The organism is Streptomyces sp. NPDC058678 (assembly GCF_042714835.1).
In the GTDB taxonomy this organism is placed as follows: Bacteria; Actinomycetota; Actinomycetes; order Streptomycetales; family Streptomycetaceae; genus Streptomyces.
On record NZ_JBHXSG010000060.1, the window covers coordinates 42479 to 55396 of the forward strand.

Below are 12918 nucleotides of genomic sequence, written 5' to 3' on the forward strand. Positions count from 1 at the left end.
GTGAGCACGACAAGCCGAAGGGCGGCGTGCACACCGGCGGGGGCGGTCTTGCATCCTCTGGCTCGACGGCTGCTGGCGGATTCGCGCTCCTGGGCGGCCTGGGGGCAGGCGCGTACATGCTGCGCCGGCGCATCGCCCGTGGCGCTGCCTGACTCTGAGAGCTGACGCGGGTGACAGCGTGCGGCAGGAGACGTTCCGCTTCGCGGCACAGTCGCACGCTGCACCACGCGAGACGCAGGTGTAAGCGAGTCCTCACTGCGTGCTCCAGCGCCTGCGGGGAGTCTGCGCGCGCCGTCCGTACCGGTCTCCAAGGCCACGGCTGCGCCACGCAGCCCGTCACTGCCACGTTCGGAGTCTCCCCGACAGCGGAGCGGTCCGCAGCAGGCCGGGGTGATGGGTCACTCCACCACGCTCTCGTGTTCGCCGTCCTGGCGGGCACTTTCGCAACGGATGCCCAGCGGAATCCAAGCAAGCCGGTTCCCCGAGAACGGCTGTAGAGAGCTGATCCCTTTCGCAAGCTGCCTCTCGGCTTGTGCGCGACGTCATTCGGCGGCGACGTCCAGCGGAGGACCTCGGTGGGAGAGGGGTCGGGCGTGCGCGGTGCCAGCGTGCGGGATGGCGCCACCGGCCGGAACGTCGCGGGCGACATCGACTCTTTCTGCTGCGGCTCGCCCTCTGTTTTACGGCGGTCGCGAGCCTGGTCGATGCAGCCCTGCAGGACCTGCATCAGGTCGATGACGTTGGTGGCCGCCGGTGCCCTTGGCAGGCGCGGCCTCCTGCCTCTTGGCCTTCGCCTGCACCCGCTCCCGCACCTTCTCCGGGTAGGTCCATCAGTGTTGACCAAGTGGAAGCGGTGGTGGTCACCACGCTGGAACAGCTCCCGAAGAACGCCACCCACTGGTCCGGAAATCGATGGCCCAACACAGCGGCCTGACCTGGACGATTGAAAACCACAGCTCGGAGAAGTCCAACTAATCCTGGGACTGGGAAGCCGTCGATGCCGACGGGACCCGCGTGGGGAGCGGCACCCAGCTGGAGACCAACGTGCAGCCTGACCAGACAACAACAGGCAGCCCTCGTGTTCGTGGCGGCCATCGGCGTTCACACGCTGCGGATCTTCTTCACGTAACCGTGCAGATCGGATGAAAACGTCGCGCCTCAAGAGGTCGTTCTCGCGGCGCCTGGTACACACGCCGCTGCCGACACGACCGGGAAGGCGACGTCACCGACTACCCCACCGCCGTACCCATGACCGTCCGGGACACCGGCCCATGCGTGAACAAGTGCCAGGGCTGACGGGCGCGCTCACCCGTACGGACGCGCTGGGCAGGGTGCGGGCCGCGGGCGGCGGCCAGGATGGAGGGTGCTGTCCGAGATACGAGGGAGAGGCATGACCGACGCCGACGGGTCCGGTAACGGTCCGCCCTTGGGGTACCGCGATCCAAGAACGGCCGTGGACGACCTTCGGCGTGTCGGGGCCAACCCGGATTTCTGGTACCCGCTCGCACTGTCTCGCGGCGTGCGCAGCGGAAGGGTGATCGGGACCGCGTTCGCCGGTGAGCGCATCGCCCTCTACCGGGGGGCGAGCGGCACCGTCCATGCGCTGGAGGACCGGTGCGCCCACCGGCAGGTGCCACTGAGCATGGGCGTCGTGGAGGGCGAGACGCTCCGCTGCTGCTATCACGCGTGGGCCTATCGCGGCGACGGCCGCATCTCACAGATCCCGTACCTGTCCAAAGGCGATGGCCGGCCGCCACGCGGCGTGCGCGGCTACCCGGTCCGCGAGGCGTATGGGCTGGTGTTTGTTTTTCCGGGCGCCTCGGAGAAGGCGACGATCACCGAGCTGCCCGAACTGCCAGCGTTCGGCTCGACGCAGTACAAGACCATGACGTTCTCCCGGACCGTGAGCTGCCATTACTCGTTCATGCACGAGAACCTGCTCGACATGAACCACCAGTTCCTTCACCGCGGCGTCGTCGGCAGACTCCGCCCCGAGCTGCTGGAACACCGGACCGGTGCTCGGTGGGTAGAGGCCAGGTATCTGTTCACCCACGTCGGGGGGAAACGGAACCGCACCGCGGGCCTGCTGGCCGGCGAGAGCGTCAGCGGCGGCGGCTCGCGCGACCTGATGACCATCCGTACCGAATACCCGTACCAGACACTTGACCTCGTCCCGGAGGGCGCCGAGCGCCCGGCCTATCGTCTGTGGGCCGCGTACGTGCCCGAGGACGCCGAGCAGCGCACGTGTCACGCCTACGGCCTGCTCATGATCGAGAAACAGGGGATTCCCGGCGTCCTTGATCTGGCCTGGCCGTTCATCAGGCGCTTCACCGAGCGGGTCTTCGCCGAGGACCGCATGGCCGTCGAAGCCGAGCAGCGGGCGTGGGAGGAACAGGGCGAGGACCGCAACCATGAGGTCTTCCCCCTGATCCTGGATGTCCGTGAGGTGCTGCGCGCCAACGGCGTCCCGATCCGTCCCCGGCCTGCCGCGTACCGCGCCGACCAGTCGTCCGACGGCCCGGCGCCCGACCACCACCTCGCAGGACCGGCCGTCCCCGAATGCCCGAAGTCCTCAACCGAGCTGCCGGGCGGGTGAATGCGGTGAGCGCCTATCGGCGCGGAACCGCTGGCCATGGGCCCCTTCTCGGACGCGTGGTCTTGGTCGACCTGCCGTGGAACTCCCCGTCTGGCCGCCGTCCTGTCCCCGCCCCCACCCGCCGTCCACCGGGGTGACCATGCGTCTGCTTCTCGTCCACCCCAGCGCCCTGATGTATTCGGAGATCTTCCTGCGTCGGGAGCCGCTCGGCGTGGAGCGGGTGGCCGGTGCGGCCCGCGAGGCGGGCCACGAGGTGAGGATCGTGGACCTTCAGGTGACCGGCATGAAGGAACTGGCCCGTGAATTTGCTCCCTTCCGCCCCCATGCACTCGGCGTGTCCCTGAACTACCTGGCCTGCCGCGGGCCGGCTCCGCCCGCGCCAGAGTCCGCCCCGGGACCCGAGCCGACCTTCCTGACGGACGGTCCCACCCCGTACGGCCGCACACCAGCGGCCCCCGCCGGAGCTCCCCGACCCCGACCACACCACCAGACAGACCGACCGCACGCTGCCGTCAACCCTGACCATGGGTCCGACCACAGCTGGTCAGCGGGGCGTGGCTCCCCGCCCGCAGCCCTACGCGCCGGGCTCCTGGCGCAGGTCCAGGAAGAACCGCAGCCGCACGCCGGGTTCGTCAGGCTCCCGGGGTGTACGGTCCGCGCGCGCGACGGCGCACCGCGCGGCGAGCAGCTCCTGGACCGCGAAGGCGGTCTCGTCATCGGCGGCCGCAACCTCCACCACGGCCAGGCCCGGTTCTGCGACATGCGCGTCGGTGATCGGCTTCATGCACGGCATGACGTGTCAGCGCTGTGAGTAGGTTCTGCGTTCCTTCGGTGGAGAGCGGCACCGCTCCCAACGATCCCCTGTGGCGACTCTTCTCGCCGCTGCCGGGGACGGCGCCGCGCTAGATGTTTTGACCCGCAGCGTTGTTCACGCGGCTGATGGGTGGCTTGCCTCCGAGTGCGGTGTGGCAGCGGTGGTGGTTGTAGGTGTGGAGGAAGTCTGCCAGGGCGGTGGTGCGTTCGGTGTTGCTGGTGTAGGGCTTTAGGTAGGCCCATTCGTCGAGCAGGGTGCGGTTGAAGCGTTCGACCTTGCCGTTCGTCTGCGGCCGGTAGGGGCGGGTGAGCTAGCTGGCCGCGCAGAGGTCGGCCAGTGCCTGCTGCCAGGCAAAGCTTTTGGGGTAGCCAGCCACCTCAGTTGGGGAGGCATGGACGGCGGCGAAGACCGGACGCCCCGCTTGCCTCATGGTGCACGCTGCTCGGCAGGCCAGCCTGTCGAGCGAGGACCTCGCGGCCGCGCGGGTTACGGCAATGTGCTGCTGGACGCTCTGGAGCGATGGTGAGCCCTTCCGCGCGGCGGAACGGTGCCTGTCGCCGCTGGCAGTTCTTTGCTGCCCTTTGATCATTTCGGCTAGGTTCCCGAGAGTTCCCCTGACCTGTTGTCCTCACGAAGGGTCCTTCGATGCGCACCAAGCAGGCCGCCATTGCGGCCGTCGCCGTCCTCCTGGCTCTCACGGCCACCTCCTGCGACGACGGCGATAGTCCGTCCGAAAGTCAAAGCAGTCAGGCGGCCACGGGCAAGAACGGCGGGCAGGCCGGAAGCGGGTCGGAGGGCGACGGCACCACAGGGCCGGACGGTGGTGTGGAAGCCACGCTTGCCAAGGTGGCAGGCGCGGACGAGCTGATACGGCTGATCAGCAACGTGACCACGTGCGAGTACGAGTCGACGGAGCCGGAGGACACCGTTTTCGGTGACATCGACGGCTCCTCGCCGGACAGCGCGGTGGCCCAGATGGCGAAGACGAACGCCGAGTGGGGCATCAAGGAACGCGCGACGTGCGACGGGATCGACGGTGCCGCCAGCAATGGCCACGCGTTGGTGGTCGTCAGCGACATGGCCCGGTTCCAGGCCGCGTTCAAGGCTCGCCAGGAGGCCGATCTTGCCGCAGGCGAGGGGGACGTCCGAACCCGCTGGTTCGTCGGCCAGAACTTTGCCGCGCGTATCTACGGCACGGACAGCGACGAGAGGGACATGCTGTCTCTCGGTGTTCTCGGCCTGAACTGCGTGCCCAACTACGCGGCTCCGCCGAACTCCCTGACCCAGCAGGCACTCGTTGATGGTTGCATCCTGACCAACTTCGTAGACGCCTGACGAACGGGCGGCAGGGACCGACCTGGGGAAAGCCGCCTGACCGTAGCCCCGAGGCCGCGGTCAGGAAGTGCGCTCAGCGGCCCGCGGCGATCAGCTGCCGCGCATGGTCGTCGACGTGATTGGTGATCCGGTCCTCCTTGGACGCGAACGTGTACGCGAGCATCTGCGCCGCGAACCAGCCCCCGGCCAGCAGCAGCTCGCTGTGGTCCCTGGTGTTTCCCCGGGGCGGGCCCCACTCCAGCATCAGGTCGGTGGCCCGCTGCTCCCGCTCCTCGGCTGCCGTCGTGCAGGTCCTGGAGCAGGTGGAGGAAGGGGCCAGATGAACAGCGAAGAGCAAAGGCGGCAGCAACGGCAGTGCTGTGTCGCCCAGACGGGGGGGGTGATCGACGTCCGTGCCTGGACCCTGCCGCCCGGGTGTGGTTGCTCATGACGCGGACGAGGGTGCGAAGATGCGTCCGTGGTGACAGATGCCGAGTGGGCTCGGATTCGCCGGGGGTTGTGCTTCGGGCAGGTCTTCGAAGGCACCGTTGTGCAGGTTCCCCGGCCCGGTGCGATCGGGATCTTCGTGGACATCGGCCTGAGCGTCGGAGGCTTCGTCGATGTCCTGTGGCTTCCGGGACAGAGCGATGACTGGCCGGCGGAAGGCACGGTTGCGGATTTCGAGATCTGGTGGGCAGACAGCCGTCAACAGATCCGGCTGCGCCCGTTGGACTCTCGGTATCAGCGGAACGACTTCGCAGACTCCGAGGCACGTTTCCGTCCCAATTGGCCGTCCGAGGTCGGTCAGCCCGTTCTTGATCCCGGGCCCCCGACCCTCGATGAGGTGCGGTCCGCGCTGCGATCTGACGGACCGCCGGCCAGCTCCCCGTGAGTTCTGGTGAGGTGGCCGACTGTCGTGGCGAGAGTTAGCCGGCCCCGGCCGCGGCTCGGGCACGCTTTCGACATCTGCGAGCATGACCAGCACCTTTCACCAGGAGCATCCCACTGCTGCCCTGGCAAGAACCGCAGTGCTGTCAAAGCTCGGGTTCTGGCACACCTTCTGTGGTCCGATCACGGAGCGTCAGGACTTCTCTACGCCGGCCGACTGCTCCTACCTCGTAGGCCTACCTCGGGGTGGCAGCCCGAAGGTCGCCCTAGCCGTGAGATATAAGGAGAAACAGCCGTTCCTTGCGGGGTGATCGCAGGTCTGCTGACGGCGTTGATGGCTCGACCGAGCGCCACTCCCCGATCTGAGGAGCGAGGAAGAGATGGACGACGGGCTGCAGTCGAAGGTGGCTCTGGTGACCGGCGGAGCGACCGGGATCGGGCTTGCCACGGTTCGCCGGCTTCTGGCTGAGGGCTGCGCGGTCGTGATCGCATCCAGGAACCGTGAAGGAGGCGAGGCGGTGGTCGCCGATCTCGGCACCGAGCGAGTCGCATTCCACACAGTTGACGTCACAGACGAGTCGGCGGTCGAGTCGGCGATCGAAGCCACGATCAAACGGTTCGGCCGCCTGGACTACCTGTTCAACAATGCCGGCGTCGAAGGAACTGTCGGACCCATGCAAGCTTGGTCCGCCGACGATGTCGAAGCGGTCCTTAGCGTGAACGTGAAGGGCGCGTTCTTCTGTATGAAGCACGCCGCGCCGCGCATGGAAGCAGGGGCGGTGATCGTGAACAGCAGCTCCTTGCTCGGTACGATTCCCATGCCGGTCGCCGGCCCGTACGCGGCCAGCAAAGCAGCGCTGCTGAGCTTGACCCGCTCGACCGCCGGCGAGCTCGCGGAGCAGGGGATCTCGGTCTTCGCGATCTGTCCCGCAATTGTCGACACCCACATGACGGACCGGCTATCGGAGGCGGCGGGAGTGCCGAAGTCAGCCCTCGCAGAGATGGTCTGCCCCAGCCGCCAAGTGACGTCACCTGACCGGGTCGCCGATGTCGTGACCGGACTACTGAAATCGCCCACCTCCTTCGAGACCGGATCGGCACTGAGGATCGATCCGAATGAGGTCGAGCGCATCGGGCCCTGACCCGCAGGCTCCCCCCTCACGAGTAGAGCAAGACGCGTTTGCGAAGGAGCTTGAAGCCAGCGCGTCCGTACATTTGCCGCTTGATCATCTTGATGCGGTTGACGTGGCCCTCCACTATGCCCGAGCTCCAGGGCAGAGTCAGGCCGGCAGTGACGGCAGCGAGGTCGCGTTCGAGCCCGTTGATGAAGGTGTGCAGGCTGGGTAGGTCGTCGGCTCGGACCGCCGCGATCCACTCGGGGAGCCGTTCGCCTTGGAGCTGGGTGAGCATCTGCCCGAAGGAGCGGACGTGCCTGGCGAGGGCGTCCAGTTCGGGACAGTGGGTGAGAACGGACTTGAGCTTCAGGCTCTCGTTCTCCGCGAGTGCGTCCGGGTGGGTCAGGATCCAAGCGGCAACAGTCCTGGGAGATGGCGGCCGACCGCCCGGCACTGCGTTCCGGAAGGGACGAAGGTATGCGCGGACGGCCCCGTATCCACCGGCGTATCCGTGGGTCTGGATCTCCTTCCAGAGGGTCCAGGCGTTCGTGCAGCCCTCGGCCCACCGCTCGTGCAAGTACGGCTTGAAGTCGTCGAGCTTTGTCCTGCGGTTCTGCCACTGCCCTTGGAAGAGGTCTTCCGGGTTTGCCGCGTCGGCCAGACGCTGCACGGTTCGGTAGGTCATCCGGAGTTCACGGGCGATCGCGCGACGACTGTGTCCTTCGCCGAGCATTCCATGGACGATGGCGTGCTTCTCTCGTGTTCGGTCGGCGAACCGGTGCCCAGTGGGCCAGGGCGACGCGCCAGCTTCGGGAGCCGGTGGTGTGGTGACGCTCTCGGAGCCGGGCAACGCGAATGGCGCTCGCAGACAGGACCGATGGCGCGACACGCACCGCTCGGCTGCCTCACCAAGGTTGCGCCAGAGATGGAAGCGATCTGCGACCTGCACCGCAGTGGGTGCCCCGGTGCTGGCGCCTTCGGCGAAGCAGGGGGCACGGTCGCGGCAGACCACCTCAATCCCGGGACACTCAGCAAGCCAGGCGGCGACGGTGGCCGCCTCGCGGTCGGGCAGCAGATCCACGGGCCTGCGGGTTTCGACATCAACCAGCACAGTCCCGTAGACACGGCCCTTGCGCATCGCGTACTCGTCGATGCCCACCACCCGCGGGGCCGACGGCTGAGGGCCCGGCATCGCATCGACCAGCCGCAATACCGTGCTGCGGCTGGCGGAGATGCCGAAGACGTCCGCAAGGCGGGCGCCGGCGCGGCCGGCCAAAGTGAGGCCCACCTCGGCCAAGGCCGAACGCAGCCGGTCAGTCCGCTGCACCCCCGCCGAAGGCGGGTTCTGCTCCTTCCAGCCCGTTGTCGACGGCGGTGCCTGCCCCTGGAGCCTCGACTGCCACAACTCTGCGACAAGTTCGTCCTGTCCGGCGCCGATCTCCTCTACTGGCGACGCAAGCGCGAGCAGTGGCGGCTCCTGGCCGAGCGCGCTCCCGACGACGCCACCGCCGACTACCTCCACCGCCACTTCGAGCCCACCGCCCGCGCCATCGACGGCCTGGAGAAGGCCCTGGCCGGCCTCGGCCTCCTCGACGACGCCCTCGCCCTGGACCTGCGCAAACCCCAGGACTACTTCCACCGCGTGTGGTCCACCGCCTTCCGCGCCGCCGACCTCGCCCACGCGGGCAACAACGAGCAGGACGAGTACAGCGATACGTGCACAGCCGACGGTGACGACCCTGAACAGGAAGTTGCATGAACACCGCGAGAAGGCCCAGGTCAGCGTCGCCGCCGTCGCCCGCCGCGCGGACGTCTCGCGCACCTTCCTTTACGACAACCCCGAGGCCAGGGCCGCGGTCGTCGCAGCGATGACCGAGGCCGGCGAACGCCGGATCCGAATGCTCGCCAACGACGACGAACACGAGGCGACCTGGCGCGAACGCGCGCTGAACGCCGAGGAAGCCCTCAGGCCGCCCACGCCGAGATCCTCACCCAACGCACCCGCATTGGCGCACTCCTCGGCCAAATCCGCGACTTGCAGGCCGAATGGACCGAGGAAGCCATCCAGCGGACCATCACCGAGAACACCACCCTCAAACAGCGCATCCGCCAGCTTACGGCCGACAACCGCACCCTCGACGAACGGCTCAAGGCCGCCCGCTCCAACCTCCGCTTCCAGGACCGGCGCATCGCCGACCTCGAAGCCCTCATCGCCCCGGGATCATCGCCTGATTTACATCCCGCAGCCCTTCCGTAGCGGCGCCCGGCCCAGGAGGCGTCTGCGCGGAGTGCACTTGCTTCAAGTGCACTTGAAGGTTCTAGCGTGGTCGGCATGACGGTGACCGACAGCACTCCCGTGAAGTCCCCGCCCATGGACGCTTGCGTGCCCGTGGGGCCGGCCCATCCGCGACCCGACGGCCAGGACCGCTACACGATTAGCGAGGTCGCGGCGTACACCGGGCTCAACGCGCCTACCCTGCGCTGGTACGAGCAGATCGGTCTGATGCCGGAGGTGGAGCGGTCGCACAGCGGCCAGCGCCGCTTCGACAACATGGACCTGGACTGGCTCTCCTTCGTGGGCAAGCTGCGGCTGACCGGGATGCCGATCGCCGACATGGTCCGCTTCGCGGAGCTGGTCCGCCGGGGCGAGGTCACCTTCGACGAACGGCGGGAAATTCTGCAACAGACCCGGCGTGAGGTCGTGGCGCGCATCGCGGAGCTGCAGGACACCGTCGCCGTACTCGACTCCAAGATCGACTTTTTTGCGGGCGCCCGCCGGGCGTCGGAAAGGGCCTGAGCGCCTTCATGAGCAATGCCATCGAACAGATCCGCAAGGTCGAGCTGGGCAACGGCGGCCCCCTCGTCGGCGTCCAGGGCTTCGGTGCCATGGGCATCAGTGTCGCCTACGGACAGACGGACGACGCGGCGGCCCGCGACACGCTGGAGGCCACCGTCGAGGCGGGCGTCACCCTCATCGATACCGCCGACATGTACGGCGTTGGTGCCAACGAGGAGTTCCTCGCGCCGTTCGTCGCCGCGCACCGCGACGAGATCACTCTGGCCACCAAGTTCGGCATCGAGTACCGTGCCGACGACCCGAGCTACCGGGCTATCCGCAACGATCCCGCTTACATCAAGAAGGCCGTCGAGGCGAGTCTGCGCCGCCTGAACGTCGAGGTCATCGACCTCTACTACATGCACCGCCGCGACCCCGCCGTCCCGCTCGTCGAGTCTGTCGGCGCCATGGCCGAACTGGTACGGGAAGGCAAGGTCAAGCACCTCGGGCTGAGTGAGGTCACCGGTGCCGAGCTGCGCGAGGCGCACGCCGTGCACCCGATCAGCGCCCTGCAGACGGAGTGGTCGGTCTTCAGCCGGGACGTCGAGCGCAGCGCGGTGGGCGCGGCCGCCGCGCTCGGGGTCGCCTTCGTGCCGTACTCGCCGCTCGGCCGGGGCTTTCTGACCGGTGTCTTCACCGACGCGAGCAAAGACCTCTCCAGCAGCGACTTCCGGCAGCAGATGCCGCGCTTCAGCGGCGACAACGCCAAGGCGAACGCCGCGCTCCTGGAACCCTTGCACAAGATCGCAGCCGACCGTGGGGCCACCACGGCGCAGATCGCTCTGGCCTGGTTGCAGCAGCGGGCGCAGGCGCACGGCCTGACCGTCGTGCCGATCCCCGGAACGCGCAAGCGCAGCCGCCTCCTCGAGAACGCCGCAGCCACCCGGATCACGCTGACCGCCGAGGAGCTGGCGTTCCTCGAGCCGATCGCCGGCCAGGTGGCGGGCGACCGCTACGCGGACATGTCCCTCACCTCGGCAGCCCGGGAAGCCTAGGTCAACCCGGAATCCGCAACGTGGTCCTGTCCCGCTGACGACCTCAAGGCCCGCCCACCGCCCCGGTGGACGGGCCGTCTCACGAGACCACCCGGACGAGCTACAGCAACGACCCCAACTCCCCGTCACGGACATGTAGTCTATGAATCGTCGCAGTTCAGAGCCGGTATCCGAGCTCCTGCGGTCGGTAATGTCGAGTGAAACAGGCTTGTCACCGCTAATTAGTCCATTTAGGGCTAATACTCCAGCCGTAGATCGTGATCTTCATGGTTGAAGGGCTGCTTGGCGGCGGTAGTGGCTGTGGCGTGCGCGGGCTTGGTGGCGTCGTCGCCAGGTGGACCAGCGCATTCGGTGGGCGGTGTCGCGGGCGGGACGGGCGACGAGGGCGGTGAACAGACGCTGGATCTCGTTGCAGGTGAGCGGGATCAGTCCGTCAGGGCTGGTCCCATCGTCGGCCGGGGCTTGGTCGCGGCGTTCGAGGGCGGTGGTGACTGCGAGGAAGGCGTGCGCGAGCAGGGCCAGGGTGACCCAGCGGTGCCAGGAGCTCCAGTGGCGTACCTGGTGCTCGTCCAGTCCCGCCAGTGCCTTTTGAGCTCTGGAAAGTCTCCTCCACCGTCCATCGGCTTCCCGCGACTTTGACCAGTGTGGACAGCGGGACCGGACGGGGCGAGTGGCAGCGGTAGTAGGCCAGTTCGCCGGTGGTGCGGTTGCGGCGGATCATCAGATGCTGATGGCCCGTCGGGACGCCTGCGGTGATGGCGATCAGCGCCCAGTCGTAGTAGCGGTGTCCCTTCGCGCCGTGTCCGGCCGAGAGCTTCTGCAGGCCCGGCGCGGGATGCGCTTGGCGAGGTGGTCGGCCCGTTGGGGTCCGGCGGAGGTGGGGACGTGGTGGGTGCGGGAGACCGCGAGCACGTAGCCCAGTTCGCACGTCTCCAGCGCCGTGCGAAGTTTCGGGTTGTCGCCGTAGACCTCGTCGCCGGCCGCCCACGCGGCCCGGGCTCCGGCGTCCAGGGCACGTTCGATCACCTGCCAGGCCAGTTGCGGCTTGGTCGCGAAGCCCACATCCTTTGGGACGGCGGCCTGTTCGCAGCGTTCCTGGTCGCCGGTCCAGGACTTGGGCAGGTAGAGGGCGCGGTCGATGCCGGCGTGGCCGTGCCGGGAGGTGTAGGTGAGGTAGACGGCGACCTGGGCGTTCTCGATTCGGCCCGGCGGTGCCGGTGTACTGGCGCTGCACGCCCACCGTGCGGGTGCCCTTCTTCAGGTCGCCGGTCTCGTCGACCACGAGTACGGCCTGGTCGTCGGCCAGGTGCTCCAGCACGAACTCGCGCAGGTCGTCGCGGACCAGGTCGGCGTCCCACTTCGCCCGCCTGAGCAGGTGCTGCAGCCCGTCCGGCGTGGCGTCCCCGGTGTGCTCGGCGATCGTCCAGCAGTTCTTGCGTGGCAGGTCCGCCAGCAGCCCCAGCACCAACTGCCGGGTCCGACGCCGGGGTTCGACCCGCGCGAAGCGGCCCGCGATCCGTCCCATCAGGTCCTCGAACATCGCCTGCCAGCGGGCAGGCACTACGCTGTGACCTGCGACCACCGCAGGGTCTTCTGTCTTCACACACCGATGATCAGCAGTGGCCGCACCCGTCTCCACGCCGACCCATACCAGCAATGACCTTCGACAAGTGATCTTGACCGTTTGCCAGGTGAGTTTGACCGTCTGCCTTGTGGCTTCTTGGCGCGGTGGAGCCCTTTCACGGTCGAGGCGGCACACGGCTGCTGCTTCACGCAGCAGGCACCGGACGCCCGGACGTGCCCACCGACGTTCCCCGGTATTTCCCGGCCGGTGCCGCCCGATCGGGCACGTAGGGGACACGGGCGGCTGCCTGCGTGCCGCTACGGCGACGGAGTCGGCCTCCTGCGCCGGGCGAATCGACGCCCGGCTACCCAGAGGTTGATCAGGAACAGCGCTGATCCGGCTATGGGCCAGCCCACCGATCCACCGTCGCGGTAGGTCTCGATGCCCACCACCAACAACATCGAGCCGACCGCCACGCCCATCAGGTCGAGGAGGACGTCTGCCTGCCTCACGATCTTCGAAAGGTTGACCACGGCTTGATGGTGACAGGTGACCCGCTCGCCGCCAAGGGCGAGTCCCTGCCGCGACCTGCATGTCTGCCGCGGGCGTTGTCACGTTGTTGGCTGTGACTGCCTGACGGCGCGTCGGGGCAGGGTGGGCTTGGGAGCCGGGCCTGTGCTCAGGCCGCGGTGGCAAGGCCGGCGACGCCGGTGATCTGCTCCCAGATGGCGAAGCGGACGGTCATCTCGGCTCGGTAGTCGTGGGCGGGCATCAGATGGCGGCGGGGCCGGAAGTG

Annotated in this window: 11 protein-coding genes and 4 pseudogenes; 8 read left to right on the top strand and 7 right to left on the bottom strand. The window is 68.0% G+C overall.

Annotated elements, in window-relative coordinates:
• The first annotated feature begins 1390 nt into the window (after window positions 1–1390).
• Together ACFWWR_RS37840 and ACFWWR_RS37845 are read left to right on the top strand one after the other, a co-directional pair.
• A complete protein-coding gene (locus ACFWWR_RS37840) occupies window positions 1391–2596 on the top strand; it encodes a Rieske 2Fe-2S domain-containing protein (RefSeq protein ID WP_384308200.1) in 1206 nt (401 codons plus the stop codon).
• Between the two features lie 139 nt (window positions 2597–2735).
• Window positions 2736–2951 (top strand): annotated as a pseudogene (locus ACFWWR_RS37845) (hopanoid C-3 methylase HpnR); the annotation flags it as partial.
• A gap of 219 nt (window positions 2952–3170) precedes the next feature.
• Here the strand turns inward: ACFWWR_RS37845 and ACFWWR_RS37850 are convergent.
• Window positions 3171–3380, bottom strand: coding sequence for a DUF6207 family protein (locus tag ACFWWR_RS37850; RefSeq protein ID WP_384308203.1), 210 nt, complete (start codon window positions 3378–3380; stop codon window positions 3171–3173).
• 118 nt (window positions 3381–3498) lie between these two features.
• Window positions 3499–3717 (bottom strand): annotated as a pseudogene (locus tag ACFWWR_RS37855) (integrase core domain-containing protein); the annotation flags it as partial.
• A 338-nt stretch (window positions 3718–4055) separates the two neighbouring features.
• On the opposite strand from ACFWWR_RS37855, the gene ACFWWR_RS37860 reads away from it, so the two are divergent.
• Window positions 4056–4745: a hypothetical protein gene (locus tag ACFWWR_RS37860; RefSeq protein WP_384308206.1), complete on the top strand. Its 690-nt coding sequence runs from the start codon at window positions 4056–4058 to the stop codon at window positions 4743–4745.
• A gap of 73 nt (window positions 4746–4818) precedes the next feature.
• Here ACFWWR_RS37860 and ACFWWR_RS37865 read toward each other — a convergent pair whose 3' ends face one another.
• Entirely contained in the window at window positions 4819–5082 is a 264-nt protein-coding gene (locus ACFWWR_RS37865) for a hypothetical protein (RefSeq protein WP_384308209.1), read from the bottom strand.
• A 120-nt stretch (window positions 5083–5202) separates the two neighbouring features.
• Here ACFWWR_RS37865 and ACFWWR_RS37870 point away from each other — a divergent pair, with 120 nt between their 5' ends.
• Both ACFWWR_RS37870 and ACFWWR_RS37875 read left to right on the top strand, forming a co-directional pair.
• Window positions 5203–5616 (top strand): hypothetical protein, encoded by a 414-nt coding sequence (locus tag ACFWWR_RS37870; RefSeq protein ID WP_384308212.1) that lies wholly within the window; start codon window positions 5203–5205, stop codon window positions 5614–5616.
• 376 nt (window positions 5617–5992) lie between these two features.
• Window positions 5993–6754: an SDR family NAD(P)-dependent oxidoreductase gene (locus ACFWWR_RS37875; RefSeq protein WP_384308215.1), complete on the top strand. Its 762-nt coding sequence runs from the start codon at window positions 5993–5995 to the stop codon at window positions 6752–6754.
• A gap of 16 nt (window positions 6755–6770) precedes the next feature.
• Here the strand turns inward: ACFWWR_RS37875 and ACFWWR_RS37880 are convergent, their stop codons facing one another.
• Entirely contained in the window at window positions 6771–8549 is a 1779-nt protein-coding gene (locus ACFWWR_RS37880; protein ID WP_384308217.1) for a transposase, read from the bottom strand.
• A 213-nt stretch (window positions 8550–8762) separates the two neighbouring features.
• Between ACFWWR_RS37880 and ACFWWR_RS37885 the strand changes: the two genes are divergently transcribed.
• The 3 genes from ACFWWR_RS37885 (at window position 8763) to ACFWWR_RS37895 (ending at window position 10558) form a co-directional block, all read left to right on the top strand.
• Window positions 8763–8984, top strand: a complete 222-nt coding sequence (locus tag ACFWWR_RS37885) for a hypothetical protein (RefSeq protein ID WP_384308220.1) — start codon at window positions 8763–8765, stop codon at window positions 8982–8984.
• A 75-nt stretch (window positions 8985–9059) separates the two neighbouring features.
• Entirely contained in the window at window positions 9060–9524 is a 465-nt protein-coding gene (locus ACFWWR_RS37890) for a MerR family transcriptional regulator (protein WP_384308223.1), read from the top strand.
• An 8-nt stretch (window positions 9525–9532) separates the two neighbouring features.
• Window positions 9533–10558 carry an aldo/keto reductase gene (locus ACFWWR_RS37895; RefSeq protein ID WP_384308226.1) on the top strand — a complete coding sequence of 342 codons (1026 nt, stop codon included), beginning with the start codon at window positions 9533–9535 and terminating at the stop codon, window positions 10556–10558.
• Between the two features lie 762 nt (window positions 10559–11320).
• Here ACFWWR_RS37895 and ACFWWR_RS37900 read toward each other — a convergent pair.
• From ACFWWR_RS37900 to ACFWWR_RS37910, 3 genes and pseudogenes are all read right to left on the bottom strand, one after another.
• A pseudogene (locus ACFWWR_RS37900) lies at window positions 11321–12098 on the bottom strand (IS701 family transposase).
• A gap of 341 nt (window positions 12099–12439) precedes the next feature.
• Window positions 12440–12655: a hypothetical protein gene (locus ACFWWR_RS37905; RefSeq protein WP_095749626.1), complete on the bottom strand. Its 216-nt coding sequence runs from the start codon at window positions 12653–12655 to the stop codon at window positions 12440–12442.
• 146 nt (window positions 12656–12801) lie between these two features.
• Window positions 12802–12918: pseudogene (locus ACFWWR_RS37910) on the bottom strand (IS6 family transposase); the annotation flags it as partial.